The sequence below is a fragment of the Paenibacillus sp. J31R30 genome (genome assembly GCF_059692115.1).
This window is the reverse complement of the sequence record NZ_JCAUAV010000015.1, coordinates 97352-115611: the sequence shown is the minus strand read 5'-3', so window position 1 is coordinate 115611 and position 18260 is coordinate 97352. Positions and strand designations below refer to the sequence as shown.

At 48.5% G+C, this 18260-nt stretch carries 16 protein-coding genes and 1 riboswitch; of the genes, 8 read left to right on the top strand and 8 right to left on the bottom strand.

The genetic code is table 11. The features are described from left to right. Positions 1-109: 109 nt before the first annotated feature. Positions 110-220: riboswitch (TPP riboswitch) on the bottom strand. Between the two features lie 72 nt (positions 221-292). Next, complete coding sequence (locus tag AC58QO_RS29770; protein ID WP_497271990.1) at positions 293-1738, bottom strand: methyl-accepting chemotaxis protein; 1446 nt, start codon at positions 1736-1738, stop codon at positions 293-295. Between the two features lie 221 nt (positions 1739-1959). Between AC58QO_RS29770 and AC58QO_RS29765 the strand changes: the two genes are divergently transcribed. After that, positions 1960-2655 carry a DUF3105 domain-containing protein gene (locus AC58QO_RS29765; RefSeq protein ID WP_497271988.1) on the top strand — a complete coding sequence of 232 codons (696 nt, stop codon included), beginning with the start codon at positions 1960-1962 and terminating at the stop codon, positions 2653-2655. Here AC58QO_RS29765 and AC58QO_RS29760 read toward each other — a convergent pair whose 3' ends face one another. Beyond that, on the bottom strand, positions 2656-3438 hold the full coding sequence (locus AC58QO_RS29760; RefSeq protein WP_497271986.1) for a helix-turn-helix transcriptional regulator: 783 nt from the start codon (positions 3436-3438) through the stop codon (positions 2656-2658). 126 nt (positions 3439-3564) lie between these two features. Between AC58QO_RS29760 and pyk the strand changes: the two genes are divergently transcribed. Both pyk and uvsE read left to right on the top strand, forming a co-directional pair. Then, complete coding sequence (gene pyk, locus AC58QO_RS29755; protein WP_497271984.1) at positions 3565-4977, top strand: pyruvate kinase; 1413 nt, start codon at positions 3565-3567, stop codon at positions 4975-4977. Between the two features lie 265 nt (positions 4978-5242). After that, the gene (gene uvsE / locus AC58QO_RS29750) at positions 5243-6190 is read left to right on the top strand and encodes a UV DNA damage repair endonuclease UvsE (RefSeq protein WP_497271982.1); all 948 of its coding nucleotides are present in this window, start codon (positions 5243-5245) and stop codon (positions 6188-6190) included. Between the two features lie 57 nt (positions 6191-6247). On the opposite strand, the gene AC58QO_RS29745 is transcribed toward uvsE, so the two are convergent. Continuing rightward, entirely contained in the window at positions 6248-8107 is a 1860-nt protein-coding gene (locus AC58QO_RS29745; protein WP_497271980.1) for a heparinase II/III family protein, read from the bottom strand. Positions 8108-8268: 161 nt separating this feature from the next. Next, a complete protein-coding gene (locus AC58QO_RS29740) occupies positions 8269-9123 on the bottom strand; it encodes a YihY/virulence factor BrkB family protein (RefSeq protein WP_497271978.1) in 855 nt (284 codons plus the stop codon). Between the two features lie 102 nt (positions 9124-9225). On the opposite strand from AC58QO_RS29740, the gene AC58QO_RS29735 reads away from it, so the two are divergent. Further along, complete coding sequence (locus AC58QO_RS29735) at positions 9226-11577, top strand: UvrD-helicase domain-containing protein (protein ID WP_497271976.1); 2352 nt, start codon at positions 9226-9228, stop codon at positions 11575-11577. 211 nt (positions 11578-11788) lie between these two features. Here the strand turns inward: AC58QO_RS29735 and tpx are convergent, their stop codons facing one another. The 3 genes from tpx to trxB form a co-directional block, all read right to left on the bottom strand. Next, positions 11789-12319, bottom strand: a complete 531-nt coding sequence (tpx, locus tag AC58QO_RS29730; RefSeq protein ID WP_497271974.1) for a thiol peroxidase — start codon at positions 12317-12319, stop codon at positions 11789-11791. Between the two features lie 156 nt (positions 12320-12475). Continuing rightward, the gene (trxA, locus tag AC58QO_RS29725) at positions 12476-12787 is read right to left on the bottom strand and encodes a thioredoxin (RefSeq protein WP_497271972.1); all 312 of its coding nucleotides are present in this window, start codon (positions 12785-12787) and stop codon (positions 12476-12478) included. After that, on the bottom strand, positions 12777-13754 hold the full coding sequence (gene trxB / locus AC58QO_RS29720) for a thioredoxin-disulfide reductase (protein WP_497271970.1): 978 nt from the start codon (positions 13752-13754) through the stop codon (positions 12777-12779). Before trxB ends, trxA begins: the two co-directional genes overlap by 11 nt. A gap of 266 nt (positions 13755-14020) precedes the next feature. Here trxB and AC58QO_RS29715 point away from each other — a divergent pair, with 266 nt between their 5' ends. After that, positions 14021-14935, top strand: a complete 915-nt coding sequence (locus AC58QO_RS29715) for a peptidyl-prolyl cis-trans isomerase (protein WP_497271968.1) — start codon at positions 14021-14023, stop codon at positions 14933-14935. A gap of 60 nt (positions 14936-14995) precedes the next feature. On the opposite strand, the gene pdaA is transcribed toward AC58QO_RS29715, so the two are convergent. After that, the gene (pdaA, locus tag AC58QO_RS29710) at positions 14996-15709 is read right to left on the bottom strand and encodes a delta-lactam-biosynthetic de-N-acetylase (RefSeq protein WP_497272036.1); all 714 of its coding nucleotides are present in this window, start codon (positions 15707-15709) and stop codon (positions 14996-14998) included. Positions 15710-15977: 268 nt separating this feature from the next. On the opposite strand from pdaA, the gene AC58QO_RS29705 reads away from it, so the two are divergent. From AC58QO_RS29705 to AC58QO_RS29695, 3 genes are all read left to right on the top strand, one after another. After that, positions 15978-16271 (top strand): hypothetical protein, encoded by a 294-nt coding sequence (locus AC58QO_RS29705; protein ID WP_497271966.1) that lies wholly within the window; start codon positions 15978-15980, stop codon positions 16269-16271. Positions 16272-16376: 105 nt separating this feature from the next. Beyond that, complete coding sequence (locus AC58QO_RS29700; RefSeq protein WP_497271964.1) at positions 16377-17180, top strand: helix-turn-helix transcriptional regulator; 804 nt, start codon at positions 16377-16379, stop codon at positions 17178-17180. Positions 17181-17283: 103 nt separating this feature from the next. After that, positions 17284-18258, top strand: coding sequence for an ABC transporter substrate-binding protein (locus tag AC58QO_RS29695; RefSeq protein ID WP_497271962.1), 975 nt, complete (start codon positions 17284-17286; stop codon positions 18256-18258). Positions 18259-18260 lie beyond the last annotated feature (2 nt).

The following is an 18260-nucleotide window of genomic DNA, read 5'->3' as shown; positions in this document are numbered from 1 at the left end:
CATATTTGTCAATGAGATAGGCGAACACGCCAACCTTGGATACATGGTCTTCTTCGCCCCTTGGGACAAAAAAAGCCCGCCGGATTAACGGCAGGCTTGAACATTCGTGCATAAAAAGCACATAAGGTCTCTACGCTGGCATTATCCAGATCAGATTAACGGTCAGTGGCATAGGGCCACTATCTCAGCCTGACTTCATCAAGCACCCGTGTTGCTATTCATTTGGCTTAACTGTAGCGGATTAGCCGCTTTTTGGCAATCCTTTTTTTCCCAAAGACTGAAAGCATAACGCTTATTTCTCGATCAGATGTTTCAGATCCTGCGTTAACCCGCTCAATTGACGGATGCTGTCCACAATATCCTGTACGCGGTGCTGCTGAACTTCAGCGCTAGCCAATACTTCCTGAACGGAAGCTGCCGACTCTTCTGTGATCGCTGCAACGGACGTCATCTCTTCTGCGACACGCTGTGAGGAGACTTGCAGTTGTTGATTCATGCGTTGCAGATGCTCTGCTTGCGCCATGACTTCCACTGTATTCGTGTTGATAACCTCGAACAATTGGTTCACGCTATCTGTCGATTTCTTACCTGATTCTACGGCTGTAATCCCAACGGCAACCTTCTCAACAGCTGTCACGACTTTCGCCTGAATCGAGCCGAGGATTTCCGAAATATCAGTCGATGCGATGTGTGCATTTTGCGCCAGCTTCCGAATTTCATTCGCCACAACGGAGAAGCCCTTCCCGTGCTCGCCTGCACGAGCAGCCTCAATCGAAGCATTCAACGACAATAAATTCGTCTGATTCGCGATCTCGGCAATGGTGGAAACAATGTTCCCAATTTTCACGCTCTCTTCATTCACTTCATTCATAATGTCGGAGGTCTCAGTGACGATGACGGTTATATCATTGATTTTGAGCGACAAATCTTCCATCTGAGTCTTGCCCTCGTTCGTCATTCTCGCCGTATCCCGCGACCTGCTGCTCATCGTATTCGATGCCGCAGTGGTCTGTTCAACCGTCTCATTCACATTCTGAATGGCTGATGTAATATCGTTAATGCTGGACGCTTGTGACTCAATACCGATTGTAATTTCCTGAAAAGCAGCAACCACTTCCTCCGTAATTCTACCTGTCACAGCAGCATTCTCTTGCAAGTTTCCACTTGATGTACCAAGCACTTCTGTCGTCGTACGCACGCCTGAGAGTACTTCATCTGTTTTCGACCGAGACAGTTCGGATTCTTTTGCGCTTTTGGCAACATTCGTTAGCATTCTTGTACCGATTTGACCTTGACCGATGAGTGTCATGATCGTGAGCAAATAAAAAGCATTCACCCCGATCGGATCCACCGCTGGAGTTAGCGTTGTTATGTAAAAATTCATATTGATAAGACCCAGCACACCATTCAGCACAAGCGGCTTATAATCCATATATAAAGAAATGAGGGCTAGACTTAGGTACAGAATAAATAGACCAAATAACGAAGCACTATTCGACATGAAAAAATAGGAAATCGCGCTAAGCCCGACCGCAATAACATACTTCGTATACGGAATCGCAATCTTCTTCCACGTTAAAATCGTGCATAAAATGGCAATCGGTACGCCAACCGAAGAAAGGGTTATCATCATAGATACAGATGTATACGCAGCCGCGACCCCAAGTGCAAGACACGCCCATAAAAGCTTAACCATTAAGCCATTTCTTCTGTTTAATTCGAGCAGTTGCTCAGACATCGTTACTCCTCCTATTGCTTTCTACAAATTCAGACATTTTCCAACACTATTCCACAAAGAGGTCCCAAAATCCTCTATTTGAGCTGCCGAAATCTGGTTCATAATAGAAGTTGACTTCTACCCTATATAAAAACTACAATTTGTAGTGTCTTCATTATTTTCTCAATTAAGAAAGCTTATCTAGGAAGGATCATTCCACCATACAGGAAGGGACTGAAACGATGACAATGTTGCTTTATATCGGACTAGCCATGCTGATTGCAGCGATTATTGGCTATGTGCTGGCAGCAAGAATGAACAAAGATAATACCTCTCGGTTGAAAAAAGCCGAAAAGCAAGCCCTGAAAAAGAAGCATAAAACCTGGCTCCTTATTTCACACGCCCTACTCATTATCGCTATTGGCAGTGTAGGTACTTCACTCATTCAAAGCTCCGCCGGTAAGTATAGTCTAGACAAGCTTAATTTCCACGCACCTATTAAGGTCACAACAGATAAGGACTTTGGACGGGATCACAAGGATGGCACTTTAATGTACGAGATGAAAATACCTACCTCAGGCACACACAGCCCTCACGATCTGAAGTTTGGCTTCTATAAGGAGAGACCGGGTTATGAGAAGCTTGTCCACAATCTGGAGCACGGCGATATCATCATCCATTACCATCCCGACGCACCGAAAGAGCTGCTCGATCAAATCGAATATATGACTCATTTCGTGACCGCTGGTGCTGGCGTTCTCGCTGTACCTAACCCAGATGTACCTGCAGATCAAGAAGTTGTCGTGACCGCTTGGACGAAAACCATGGCGCTTGCTAAATACGATGAAGCCAGCGTGGGTACATTTATTTACGACTATATCAACAAAGGTCCTGAACAAATCCCTGCTAACGTGCGACTCGGCGGCGGAACGATGTAGTTATTTGCGGATCGCTTCACGATCTGAAACTAGCTCGGTAGGCACTAAACCCGTAATTCGGCGGAAGACACGGTAAAAATAAGAAGGGTCGTTATAGCCGATAAATTCGGCTATTTCGGTTACGGTCAGTGCGGAATGACGCAGCATATAGACGGCTGTTTTGATCCTCGTGACGTGCACGAAATCACTGATGGTCTGACCTGTGACCTGGCGAAAAAGAGACGCCGCATAATTCGGAGATCGGCTGATGCAGGCGCCTAGCTCATCCTTGGTTACATGCTCGCGGTAATGATTCTGGATATACCCCTTCATTTGCTCTACGAGAAGTGCGGTTGCCGAGGTCGTGGCAGCTTGATCCCACTCTCGCTGGAGATACACAAACAGCTCTTGCAGATGCGCTTCACATAGCGCCATGTAATAGGGCTGTTTGTCTTGCCATCCGCGATAGATCAGTCGCAGCCTATCCGCGATAATGTCAAATTTGCCTGTCTGACGAAAGGTATGGGACGATTGCTGGAACAGCGGGAAAATGTCAGCAGCTGCTTGTGCATCTATATGGAGCACAAATTTTTCATGAATTTTTGTAGGCACACTTCGACCATAATAGGGGATAGCTCTCGGAATGAGCAGCCATTGCCCCTTCTCAAGCATTTGTTTTTTCTCGTTGATCCAGTACACACAGCGGCCATAGATCACGAAAATAAGTGTCCAATCAGGGCGCTTATTGGATTGTTCCTCGTTCCATGTGCTGCTTTTATCATAGTGGAAGCCTGTTAGCTGCATGGGATCATCGCCACCTCATTACAATACTATATTACACTCATCATACTATAGTTCATAGAAACTTACATCAATAAGGCATATAATGAAGCCAACTAATCTCTTACATGCGAAAGGAAGTCCTTCACGATGCGTAAAACGAAAATCATTTGTACGATGGGTCCCGCGTGCGACTCCGTTCCTACTCTGAAAGAATTAATTCGCGCTGGTATGAGCGTTGCCAGATTAAATATGGCTCACGGTGATCTCGATGAGCATCGCGGTCGTATTCAGCGTGTGCGCCAAGCTGCGCAAGAAATGGGTGTTATTATCCCGATTCTCATGGATATCAAAGGGCCTGAAATCCGCATCGGTCAATTGAAAGATGCTTCTTATGACTTGCAAATAGGCGATCGCATCGTCTTGACGACCGAACAAATTATCGGCGACTCCAGCCGCGTATCCGTGAACTACCCAGGCTTGCCGCAAGATGTAAAGCCGGGCAATCTCGTGTTAATCGACGACGGCTCCATCGAGCTGCGCGTTGAAATGATCGACGGTACAGAGGTTACTTGTACGGTTTTGAACCCTGCTCAGTTGAAGCAGCGCAAAGGCGTTAACTTGCCTGGTGTTCGTACTTCCTTGCCGGGTGTGACTGAGCGCGATGTGATGCACATCAAATTCGGCGTTGAAGAGAACATTTCGATCGTCGCGATGTCCTTCGTTCGTAACGGCAATGATGTTCGCGAAGTTCGTGCTCTTCTGGAGCAGCACGGCGCTGGCTTGACACCGATTATCTCCAAAATCGAAAACGAAGAAGGCATGACGAACTTTGCTTCCATCTTGGAAGCTTCCGATGGCATCATGGTTGCACGTGGTGACCTTGGGGTTGAAATTCCGACAGAGGAAGTTCCGATCGCACAAAAAGATATGATTCGCGCTTGTAACTTAGCTGGCAAGCCCGTTATCACAGCTACGCAAATGCTGGATTCCATGCAGCGCAACCCGCGTCCTACACGCGCTGAAGTGAGCGACGTGGCGAATGCCGTACTTGACGGAAGTGACGTAGTCATGCTTTCCGGCGAGACAGCCGCAGGCAAGTATCCGATCGAGTCCGTGACGATGATGGCGACCATCGCTGAACGTGTTGAGCAAACGATGGATCACAGCTCCATCGTGAATGCACAGCTTCAATCCAACAACGAAATCACTGAGGTGTTGTGCCAAGCGGTAGTATCCTCCGCGAACAAGCTGCATGCAGCGGCGATTCTAACACCAACCGAGACGGGCTTCACGGCGCGGATGATCGCGAAATATCGCCCAGAAGCACCGATTATCGCGGTAACGAACAGCCTGCACGCGATCAGCCAATTGAGCATGGTGCAGGGCGTAATCCCTGTTCTTGGCGAGTTCTGCGAATCGACAGACGCGATGATTCGCTCTGCGATCAACCAAGCGGAGACGCTTGGTTATGTGAAAAAAGGCGACCTCACCGTCGTCTCCGCCGGTATTCCGGTTGGGAAGTCAGGTACGACCAACCTGTTGAAGGTTGAGCGCGTTTAGATGGAAAACCTCCATAATTCCGGCCGTTTTGGCTTGCGAAACGAAATAGTGGGAGAAACTCCCTTTAATTTCGAGTAATCGCTAGGAAATCGGTGAAATGCGGAGAAATAGATGGGCATATACTTGATAGCCTCCCTTCCACTCTTGTCCTGTGGAATGGGAGGCTTTTTGTCATGCTGGCACCAAGTTGAAATTCGTGAGAAAGCTAGCTAGAAAAAAGGGTACACTAGAGTAACACTTTACTATCGAGTAACGGAGGCTGCACGTGATTATTCGACTTGGATTCGTATCCACCGCAATGGCGATTTTCAACAACACACCTAGCTCGACGTTCACGTACAAGCTTTTCTCGGAGCGGCCGCGCGAGGAGGCCATGCAGCGTGCCATTGACATTGGCCGCAAAAACCTCCAAGCCACACAGCGCATTCTCTATTACAATGCGGCTCATGGCATTCGGTTGTTTCGGCTGTCATCCGCGCTGATTCCGCTGGCCACCCATCCGGATGTGCGGATCGATGTAGCCGCGGAATACGCGGATGAGCTGCGCAAGCTCGGTGACTTCGCGAAGGAGCACGACATCCGGCTTAGCATGCATCCGAATCAATTCACGCTGCTCAACGGAAGCGATAAGGTGGTCGATGCCGCCATCGACGATTTGAATTACCACGCTGCCATCTTAGATGGCATGGGATTGGACGAGACCGCCATCATTAACATCCACGTTGGCGGTGTGTACGGCGATAAGGCCGCTGCGACGCAGAAGCTGCTCGACAATGCACCGAAGGTGCCCGAGCATGCGATGCGGCGGCTTACATTCGAGAACGATGACAAAACGTACACGCTCGAGGAAACGCTCGCCGTGAGCCAGCAACTGCAGCGGCCGTGCATGCTGGATTTGCACCATGACTGGTGCAATCCCTCATCTGTATCCCCCATCGAGCTGCTTCCCCAGATCGTCCAGACATGGGGCGACCTTCCGATGAAGATCCACGTCTCCTCGCCCAAAAGCGAGAAGGAATTTCGCTCGCACGCTGACTACATCGAGCCAGAGATGCTGACAGCTTTTCTGAAAAGCTGCAAAGAGATCGACCTCCCTCGCATCGACGTCATGATTGAAGCGAAGGTGAAGGATTTGGCGCTGTTCCGTTTAGCCGAGCAGCTTGGCAAGATCCGCGGCGTTAAGCGGCTGGAGGGTGGGGTTTTGAGTTGGTGAATGCTAGTACTGTTAGTCAGGTTCGCACAACACTAGGCTCCATTCACCAGGTAAATGTTAGGCCTGCTGTTCAAAATGAAACGCGAAATGCAACCTTCGCTCCAAATCGTCCGTTAGGCGTACCCTCATATCCAACGCATAGTACACCTTTTCTTGCCCAAAATGGTTCAAGGACGGCAGCGGCTCCACGACCGGCTCCATCAACGTTTCGTCATAGTTCAATACAAGTTTGAATGCAGCACCCACAAGCTCGACCCGACCGGCTCCAGCAACCACAGGCTGCACTTGGCAAACGAAACGCTCGGTTAACGCAGCGCCGGCTCGTTCTGAGAACACATATTGATCCTCCAGCTCCAACCTAGGCAGTCCGTCGTTTTTTCGCCAAGTCCAGCTTCGCTCCAGCTTCAGCAGCCCCGGGATTTCATAGGCATCCTGCAGCTCTACGACGAACCGGTCATAGTCGGTAGTAATCTCGGCCTGTCGTACGATTGCCTTATAAGCTGCACCAGCCTGTTGGCTAACTCCATCCATAATAGGGACGGAGTGCCCCAGCGCACTGTTGCAAATAAAGGAATACCTCGTAGCGGGCGCGAAGTACGGCTTCGTATATAACCCAGCTCCGATATCAGCCAGGAACGTCTCTTGCCCAGCTAGGACGATGAAATGCCCGACATCGTTATGATTATGGGGCTCGTCGTTATAACCGCCTTTGGCGGCAAAGCTGAACTTCCCTTCCTCCTTCTCGACCCGCGACACTATCCATTGCGCATCCGCTAGATATATCGTCTCCTCCTTCCATCCTTCCCCCTGCGTCCTCGGCTCGTACCAAATCATATTGCGAAACGCAGGCGCCCATCGGCCGCAATGATCGTACACCGCCTTATCCTGAAACGTATATTCTGGGAGCAGCACTTCCGGAAACCGCCGCGCCATTTCATGGGTCAGCCCGATGTACACATCCCATTCCTCGGGCGAATCGGAAAAATTAACGATCTTGCGACCATGAAGGAAGCAGTTCTGCTGAAATAAGGCTACCTGCTTCACCTTAGGAACAGCGAGTAAATCTACCGCCCCGTCAGTTCTCCGGTAGAGAAGCTCTGCGAAATACGTATAGAAACCGAACCCATACCCCCAATACATATATCCTTCCAAGCAAGCCCCGTCTTCTCCATAGCCTTCCAGGAACAAATTGACCGTTGGCAGCGCTTTGTTCAATACGAGAGCCAATTCCTGCTTATCCTCTATTAAGTAGATGGCTGCCGCACCGATCGAACCGGCACACACCGCCGCCCAGTTATTGCGCACATGCTCCCAGAAGTAATCGTTCACTAGAAAAGGTGTAAACACGCGGCGGTACACTTCTCTATATACACGATCGCGTATGGTTTCCGGCCAACTATGCCCCGTCAGCATCATCACCTCAGCCAGTGCGAAAGCAGTCTCCGCAGCGAACAGATCAATCCCGATTCCTGGGTCCTGCACATATTGCTCATGCACGGAATATCGATCCGTACTGAGTCCAGGCGGGCTGTCAAAACTGACTGGTACGCACCAGGAAAATTCTCCGCAAATGGCCCACACCGTATCCAAAAGTCCGTCTCGGTAATCGGAGCGTTCAGGCATGAGCCAGCTCAACAAGCCAAATGTCGTTAGTCGTTGTCTCCTGGAGAAAAAGACGGGCTCATATGTTTTGCGGAAGCCATCCTCCCAAACTCGGCGGAATAGCGTCCAGGGCAATTCAATAATAGGCTGCTCGAGAAATCGTTCTCCATCCGCAGCCAATCGTTCAAGAATCGGCTGGAATACGGGCTCCGACATTATTCGACTGCGTACGGCTTCCCGATCTTCCCGAAAGAGCCAATTGCTGATTCCGGGGCTGCCGTCGGCTAGCTGCTCGTAAATGGAATTGTGAATCATAGTCTCCACTGCCTCCCTGTTAAGTAAACTACTTGAACTAACGGTATTCACCCTCAAGTATAGTGCAGTGGTTAGGACCCCTCTATCGGGGGACGTGACTAGATTCTTGTTTTTATGACTTACCTTTGTCAATAAAATAATAAAGAACCGTTCTGATCATCTCAGACGCGGTTCTTTGTCGTGGTATCGGTGGGGGAATTCGCCGAATGTTCGTTTCTCACATGCCGCAAGGCATTAATTTCGCCGCCGATAATAATAATGAGCGCAGAGATGTAGAACCAGGTCATCAACACGATGACCCCGCCGATACTGCCGTACGTCGCGCTATAGTTCGTGAAGCTGTTGACATAGAAGGAGAAGCCCAGCGACGTACCTTGCCAACCGGTAGCAGCAAATAATGCGCCTGGGAGTACACTTTTACACGTTAAGCAGGTATTGGGGGCGATGTAGTAGATCCCGATGAAAACGACGAAAATGATGATAAAGTTAATAATCCACCTCAGATGGTTCCACAACTCAATATGTGCTGTCGCGATATGAACATGCTCCGCCGTCCAATCCCCAATCCTATGGCCAAATACGCTGAGCAGCAGCGCCGATACGATCACTACTAGCATGCCTAACGTAAGCATAACGGCTAGGAAGCGAGAATGGATGAAGCTTTTACGCGCGGGCAGTCCGTACGCTTTATTCACGGAACGCACAATCGCATTCATTGCCGCACTAGCACTGACTAAGGCCAAGATTAATCCGAAGGAGAGCGTTCCGCCTCTTTTGACATTGAGCAGATTACTAAGCGTTTCCTCGAGCCAGCCCGCTACGGCACCTGGAATATACTCACGGATTAAACCAATCACATCGTCTGACGAGAACGGTAAGTACCCTAATAGACTCATCACAAACAGCAGCAGCGGAAATATAGAGAGCAGAAAGTAGTACGCGCACTCAGCGGCGAGACCCGTGGCATCGTGTTCGTTAAACTGTTTCCACAGCAATTTAGCGTAAGATTTAACCATACGTCTATGTTTCCTTTCACACGGCTATATTTGTGGTATAATCGATGGTTCAGTCATTCAAAAGTATGTAAGAAACATTGTTATGAAACAGGTGGTCGACACATGAATCCCATGCCTATGTATACAACGCCGTTAGGCTTTAAACCAACTACTGAGCGCCCCATACCACATGCCAAAATGGCGCTTCTTACAAATAGCAGAGAGCTCGTACCCGATACCGATCCAGATCGTTACTTTTTCCGTGATCTAGAGGATCACGGCATCTTGCTGAATGAAGCTCAAATCAAGGCCGTCAGACATTTCAAAGGCCCTCTGCTCACGCTGGCTGGCGCAGGTTCGGGGAAAACGACCGTACTTGTGTGCCGAGTCGCTTACTTGCTCCGTGTCCATCAGGTACAAGCTGCGAATCTGCTTCTTATTACGTTTTCGAAAAAAGCCGCCGAAGAAATGCGCGAACGTCTCACAACGATGCCTGGTCTTCATTCCAGTATGGCTAACGTGATGCAGGTGCGAACGTTTCATGCTTTTTGCCTGCGATTACTGCGCATGAACGGACTTCAGCAGGAGATTCTGAGTGATGGGCGCTTTCAGCAAATCGTTTTTAAGCGAATCATGCTTAGTATGGGCTTACAGGATACGTATCAGCCTGAAGTGCTCATTTCATTGCTTTCCTCCTATAAAATGCAGCTCATCGAGGTCGAAGATCTCCCAGAAGGCACGGAAGAGGAACAAGAAGTAAAGAAGATTTTCTTACAGTATGAACAGTGGAAAATGGAGCAGCTGAAGATTGATTTCGATGATATTTTGATCAAAGCGTACCAGCTCTTACTCCATAATCCCGATATTCTACGCTCGATGCAACGGAAATTTACGTACATCAGCGTCGATGAATTTCAGGATACAAATACGGTGCAGTATGAAATTATTAAAATGATTGCGGCTGCCCACCAGAATTTAATGGTTGTGGGTGACGATGACCAGACCATTTATTCGTTTAACGGGGCGAGAAATGAATTTATTTTGCAATTCCATGAACAGTACCCTACCGCAACAACCGTCACGCTGGATATCAACTATCGGTCAACGTCGAGTATTGTTGGTTTGGGGAATGCGATTATTAAGCATAATGTGCAGCGTAAATCCAAAACACTCCTAGCCACAAAAGAAAGTACCCAAACACCGCATTATGTGAAACCAGCAAACAGCGACGACGAGGCGGATTGGCTGATCAACGACCTTCGGCTCAAGGTTGCTGAAGGCGGCTGCCAGTATGGAGATTTTGCGATTTTGTATCGGACGGCGAGCAACAGTCGGGCCATTATCGAGCAACTCATCCTGCATAACCTCCCTTTCGTAGATTATGGCACTAGTGATTCCTTCTACGAGCAGTGGATGGTGAAGCCGATTATTGATCATTTGCGAATTGCGCATGAGCGGCGGAATTTCGAAGCCATCGAAGGTGTCCTCCCCTCATTATATATTGGACGAGACCAAGGCATGCGTATTATTCAAGATCAAGAAGCGATTCAGGCGAAAAAGTGGCCCTTAATCCACCTGCTTGGGCTTCCGCAGCTGAAGGATTTTCAGAAAGACAAGCTGAAAGCCCGCATTCGTCTGATCAAATCTCTGGTAGAGATGACGCCGCTGGCTGCGATTCAGGCAATTCGCAAGGACTTCTACGATACTTTCTTGGAGACGAACAAGCGCAGCAAGCTCACGCAGCATCGCGAGATGCTGAAAGAAACGCTGGACGAGCTGGAGTCCTCTGCCAAACGTTTCAATACGGTGGAGCAATTTCTTTATTTTATCCATGAAGTGGCGGAAAAACGCACGGAAATGGGTCGGCTGCCAAAAGAGCAATTCGCTGATAAAATCTCGCTCATGACGATTCATAAATCGAAGGGGCTGGAGTTCCCGATCGTGTACCTGCTCTGTGCGATTGAGGGCAATATGCCGCATAGCTCGGCACTGGATGCTAGCCATTTGGACGATGTTAAAATGGCGGGCGTTGATGCGCGGAATAAGTCCGGGGCCGCGCTGGAGGAAGAGCGGCGACTGGCTTACGTCGCCGTGACACGGGCAAAAGGCGAGCTGCTGATCAGCTCGCCGGCGTTTTATCGCGGGAAGAAGGCAGAGCCTTCCCGCTTCCTGCTGTCCGCGTTCCCTGGCGCGGACGCCGTTGTGACCAGCCGCAGCAAGCCGGCTGGCGGGTTTGGCTCGGCCGCTGGCGTAGCTGCGGCCGGAGGGCGTTCAGCCACCGGCGGAGCCGTGGCTGGAGCTGGAGCTGCGACCGCGACCGAGCGGGTCGCGGCATGGTTGTGCAGCGCGACCGGCTGCAAGGCCTGGTCGCGGATCTCTTCGCCGCAGGAGGCACGACTCGCGGCGAAGGCGTGCCCGCTCTGCGGCGCGGGCATGGTCAAGGGCAGCCGCGAGATCGCGCTGGCGCGGCGGTAACGAACGGAACCACGGGGCGCTATACTGAAGATTTCGCCCCATAAAATCAAACAAGAGGAACGTGAGTACACTATTAGGTTGTTTTTAGCCATTTTTCGGCTTAAAACAGTTAAATAGCGTATCTACGTTCCTCTTCTTGCTAATTTCAACGGTTTCCGCTGAAATAGCGCCCCTACGTTCCTTTTTCGTTCACTTCAAGGTGATCAGCCTCTTATACTAACTCCCGCAATGCACTTAATGCCGCATCATAATTCGGATGTTCCTTCATTTCCGTCAAATACTCCACATAACGAACCGTGTCATTCGCATCTACAATGAAAATCGCACGTTGGTCCAACTGAATTTCTTTAATCAGCACGCCGTAAGCTTGGCCGAATGAGCGATTTTTGTAGTCAGACAAGGTGACCACTTTATCAATGCCCGCAGCGCCGCAGAAACGGCTTTGAGCAAACGGTAGATCCACGGAGATCGTTAAGATCACAACATCATCGCCGAGTTTATCGGCTTCCACATTGAAGCGGCGCGTCTGAGCGTCGCAAGTTCCCGTATCCACGGAAGGGACAACGGAGATAAGCTTTATTTTGCCAGCATAATCAGCCAAGCTTACTTCCGTCATCAGATCCTTATTTACTCTAAAATCGGGCGCTTGATCCCCTACTTTGATTTCCGGCCCCAGCAAAGTGATTGGGTTTCCTCCAAGTGTAGCTACTCCTGAGCGTTCTTGTACGTTTGTTTGTGTCATTTGATAATCCTCCTATTTAGGTTATAACTTGCTGATAACGCAACGGCTGTTCCTGCGAACAGCGTTATGCCGTTACTAGCACACTTTCTAGGGAAATAGAATGATAGCATAACGCTATTGCTAAAGTCTTAACGCGGGTTTATTTTTCACCCCACCTTAAACCCCTGCAATAACAGCCTTCAACTTCTCTTTACTCTGCAGCCCAACCAGCTGATCCACCACTTGCCCATCTTTGAAAACAAGTAAAGTTGGAATGCTCATCACGTTATACTTTGCAGCGGACTCTGGGTTATCGTCGACGTTGATTTTGACAATTTTGGCGGTGTCACCGACTTCAGCAGAGAGTTCATCTAGAATCGGAGCAATCATTTTACAAGGGCCGCACCATGGCGCCCAGAAATCGACGAGGACGGTACCAGTCCCAGTTTCATTTTGAAAAGCAGCATCGGAAATGTGATTAACGGACATAGCTCATTCCTCCTTGAAGTGTTTGTTCTTCTTGCTCTTGTGAAGCATGCTCCGAGATAAAGCGTTCGGCATCAAGTGCTGCCATACAACCACTGCCTGCTGACGTAATCGCTTGACGGTAGATACGATCCTGCACATCGCCGCAGGCGAACACGCCTGGTATCGACGTTTGTGATGTGCCCGGAATCACCTGCAAATAACCGAGTTCATCGGTTGGCAGCTGCCCACCCAAGAAGCCCGTGTTCGGGGTATGCCCGATCGCGAGGAAAATCCCATCCGCCTCTAGCAGCTCCTCTTCGCCTGTTACGTTGTTCTGGACTTTCAGTCCTGTCACACCCAGCGGCCCCGCAACCACTTCAAGCGGTGTACGATTGAGGCTCCATACCACTTTGCTATTGCCGCGAGCATGGTCCTGCATGATTTTTGAAGCTTTGAGTTCGTCTCTACGATGGACTACACGCACTTCTGACGCGAATCTTGTCAGGAATTGTGCCTCTTCCATTGCCGTGTCGCCGCCGCCGATGACGATGATTTTTTTGTTCCGGAAGAAGAATCCGTCGCAGGTTGCGCAAGTACTAACACCTTTGCCGATATTGTCCGCTTCACCAGGAATCCCTAATTTCTTAGCTGTTGCACCTGTCGAAATAATGACTGAGTCTGCGGTCAATCGTCCGCCGTCCTCGAGAAATAATGTAAATGGACGTTTGGAGAAATCCACCTCTTTTACACGTCCTGACTGAATCTCAGCCCCGAAGCGCAGCGCCTGTTTCCGCATGTTGTCCATTAACTCAGGTCCTGTGATCCCATCCGGGAAACCTGGGAAGTTATCTACCTCTGTTGTCGTGGTCAACTGACCACCTGGCTGTATCCCTTCAATAACAAGCGGCGACATGTTGGCCCTCGCTAAGTAAATGGCAGCTGTTAATCCCGCGGGGCCTGTTCCGATAATAATCGCTTTATGATGCATAGGAATTCCTCCTTTTTCGGTGCGGTTATGCATGATGTCATTTTTACATTTTACACAATTTAATTTGCAACAACCTTTATGAACAAATCATATCAATCGTAACTAATTTTGTCAACAATTAAATTGCACACAATTTAATTTGTCGTACCAAACACGTATTAAGCTGATCTTCAGCTTACGCTCATACTCTCTTCAGCTTGGACAGGCATAATGGGTTACAGAACGAGTACGGCACAAACAGCCACATCACGAGAGGAAGAATTTACATGAATTCAAAAAATAATCGCACATGGGTATGGACATCATCCGTACTTTTGGTCAGCTTGATCGCTTATGTCTCCGTATTTCCACCTGTTTCTAAAAATAACGATGCCAAAGCCGTTGCCAAAGTCAACGGGATTGAAATAAGCACGACCAAGCTATATGACGCATTGGTAGCTAGCGGCGGGGCGCAAACACTAGACTCCATGATCACAGAAGAGCTTATCGGCCAAGAAGCCAAAAAAGCTGGAGTTCAAGTAACAGATACAGATATTACGAATGAGATCCAAACAATTAAAGCCACATATGGTTCTGAAGACGAGTTTAACCAGGCACTTAGCAGCTATGGCATGACAGTGGACGATTTGAAGAAAAACATGCAATCCCAAGTGATGCTCAAAAAGATTTTGGAACCACAAGTTACCATCACTGACGATGAAATCAAGAAGTATTATGATGAGAATTTAGAATCGTTAAAAACACCTGCACAGGTTAAGGCTTCTCATATTTCCGTAGCAACAGAAGCTGAGGCTAATGCTATTCTTGCGAAGCTGAAAAGCGGCGGGGATTTCGCAGCTCTTGCTAAAGAAAGCTCCACGGATACAGCGACAAAAGACAAAGGCGGAGATCTTGGCTATATCTCAGCAGGACAAGTAGATCCAGCTATGGAAGCCGCGGCGTTCGCTTTGGAGACAGGCAGCTTAAGCTCAGCCGTACAAACGGCTACAGGTTACGATGTTATTAAAGTAACGGATCGTAAAGCTGCTTCAACACCAACACTTGCGGACAAAACCGCAACGATCAAGCAAAGCCTAGTGGATCAGAAGATCTCAACGCTTTCCCAGACCTGGTTGGAACAGAAAAAATCAGAAGCGAAGATCGAAAATAATTTAGCGGATATCGCTAAAAAAACAACCTAACTATAAAGGACCGTCCCACAAGGTATCATTACCTTAAAGGACGGTCCTTTTCTCTGTGATTTAAGGTGTACGAAGCTTCATCTCATCCAGACTCTTGAATTGATACCCTTGCGCACGGGCAGCATCAATGATTCTGCCAAGCGCTTCCGTATTATCACTGGATACGGAATGCAGCAGGATGACAGCACCTGGATGCAGCTGGGCCATCACGTTTTTGTAGGCATATTCCCAGCCCTTCTGCTGCTTAGGCTCCCAGTCGCGATACGCAACGGACCAGAATACATTCGTGTAGTTAAGCCCTTGGCTGACAGCCAGCGAACGGTCACTGAATATGCCCCGCGGCGCTCGCAGATAGTGCATTTCCTTTTGCCCAGTTACCGCGGCGACCTCATCTTTCACTTGGTTGAGCTCTTTCTGAATGCGTTCCGCTGGAATTTGACTCATATCGGGGTGGCTCCATGAGTGGTTACCGATCAGATGTCCCTCCGCCGTCATACGCTTTAACAGCTCCGGTTCTGTCCGAATATAATGGCCCGTCACAAAAAATATGGCCGGTACCTGCTTCTCTTTTAGCACATCCAGAATTCGACCTGTGTAGCCTTGTTCATACCCGTTATCGAAGGTTAAGTACAATTCCTTTTGCGACTGATCGCCTGTAAAAACTGCCCCATGCTGCTTCAACAGACCCTTGAAGCCCTCTTGATCGATGGATGGCGGCTGACCATTGACGCTCTTTTTGAATCCAAAATGATACGCTCCATCCGCAGACACCATGGTCACTTGCCCCGCCAATAGAGCCAGAGAAAGCAGTAGAATTCGCAAGATTTTCACGTGGATATCATTCACTCCTTGCTTGGTATGATGAGTTGTGGTGAGTTACTGCCAACTTGGACTGTTACTAATATGCCACACCACGGCAGGAGATTATGTGTAACTCGCCTCGGTTCAACTCACATTAAATTATTTCTCACCCGAATTCTGTGATATCCTCCCATTCCACTTGGCTTTCATCTGAATACAATAGAGTACATGATCTGTAGGGGTGGAGATTTCGATTCGTAGACGTGATACTAAACCAATCAAAGAAGATTTACTGCATATCCTGAAGCTATCGTCCGAGGAAGACATTTATACAGCACAACATAATGGATTTTCACTAGCCGATATCGCGAGAGCTAATCAGGTTGATGTACAGAAGGTCATTGAACTCCAATTAGCGGAGCTAACGGAGCAGCTTCAGTCGCGCCTTTTCAATGGCAGCATCACACCCGAGCAATATTTAGCCCAACGTGCTGAGCTGCCAGAAATCATTATTAAAAGTGTCTATGCTATGTGAGCGCGGCACCCCTCATGGGGTGTTTTTTTTAGGTGTGATAGCTTGTTGCCGCCCAATTTTTGTGTCAATATCTAAGTACACCGCTTCGAGAGGACTGCATGCTTTGTGAATTTCCATCAAATGATCCTGCTTGTCCCGCTAATTGACCATATTCAGATGGGTTCTTCCGCATTAGCAGTCACAAGCGCACTTGGAAAATACCAGCTGGTGATTGTCCGCCAAGGTCATCTCACCCTACACTTCGCCGGCCATGAACCTATTATTTGCTCGCAAGCGTATGCTTGTCATCCCGATCAAGGTGATTACACTATTCAAGTACCGAAAACCAAAGTCGTCGATTACGTAATCATTACATATACCATGCTGCCTGAGGATCATGCCTGGACCTTGCAGGGGCACCTCACAACGTTAAGTGAAATTAAAATTCACTACATGCTTGATGAAATTATCCGGCGCACACAGGACCTTGATCCTTTGACTGCCTGGGAAGACACGACTCATATCATGCGAATGAGAATGATGCTGGAACGTATACTGTTTATCTATATCCACGAATCCGATTTGACCCAGGAGAAGAAGTCAGCCACGGAATCGATCGAAGGCACAATCTCCTATATCAACGAGCATTATATGCTCGAGCTTACGCTGCCAATGTTGGCTAGACGTGCGGGAATGAGCGTGGGGTATTTCACTGTTTTATTTAAAAAGCTGACCGGGACGACGCTGATGAGCTATTTATATGCGTTGCGTATTGAGAAAGCGAAGACCATGTTTCTGCAAACGGATCTGCTTGCCAAAGAGATCGCCAACCGCGTTGGCTTCATCGATTACTTCCATTTCAGCAAGGTTTTCAAGAAAAAAACAGGCTATACGCCTTCCGAATTTGTCACCGCCCACCCCAAAATCTAAAAATAAGACATGTTCAATCTGCATATTGGACATGTCTTATTCATCCATTATTCGTTATTATACTCATTGAGAATAATAATCATTGTCACGGAGGAATTCTAAGATGAAATCCCTATTTACCCGTATTAGCCTTATCGCACTGATCAGCGTTTTTGCACTAAGCCTCGCCGCTTGTGGCAAAACGACGAATACCGAATCAGCTGCAACAACGACCCCAGCGGCTGCTAGCCCTGCCTCTGCTGTCAAAGCAGACGGAAAGATCACCGTTCAAGATGCGGTAGGCACGGTTGAATTGCCTAAAAAGCCTGAACGCATCGTGGCCATGGAATTTGGCTTCACAGATATCCTTGTCTCACTTGGCGTACAGCCGATTGGTGTTGCGGACGATAGCTCCCCAGACCTTTTGATGGACTCCGTAAAAGCCTTATTGAAAACTTACACATCCGTAGGATCACGCTACGAGCCTAACATTGAACTGATCTCTTCTCTTAAACCTGATCTGATTATCGTTGACATTAACAAACATAAGGCTGCTATCCCGCAGCTCAAAGGTATTGCACCCGTCCTTGTGCTAGATGATTTCCAAGCTGATTACAATCAAATGCTGAAAAACGTAGGCATTATCGCACAAGCGGTTGGCAAAGTTGAAGAAGGCAAGAAACGCCTTGCTGAGCACCAAACAAAAGTTGAAGCGATGAAAAAGAAGCTAGCCGCATCGAACCTTAGCGTTCTCCCTGCGGTTGTGAATCCAAAAGGCTTCTTCGCACACTCGGATCATGCTTACAGCGGCTCCTTCCTCTCGATGCTTGGCTACACTGATCCTGTTAAAAATGCGACAGCTTATCCACAGATTACCCTGGAACAATTGGTTGAGGCGAATCCAAAAGTCCTATTCGTGATGCCGACAGAGAAAGTAACGATCGTGCAAGAATGGGAAAAGAACCCGCTATGGCAGAAAATCGATGCTGTTGCTAACAAAAAAGTATACACAGTTGAGAGACGTGACTGGTCCTTATCCCGTGGTATGATTGGGTCCGAGAAAATCCTCGACGATATCGTGAAGAATTTGGGGCAGTAATT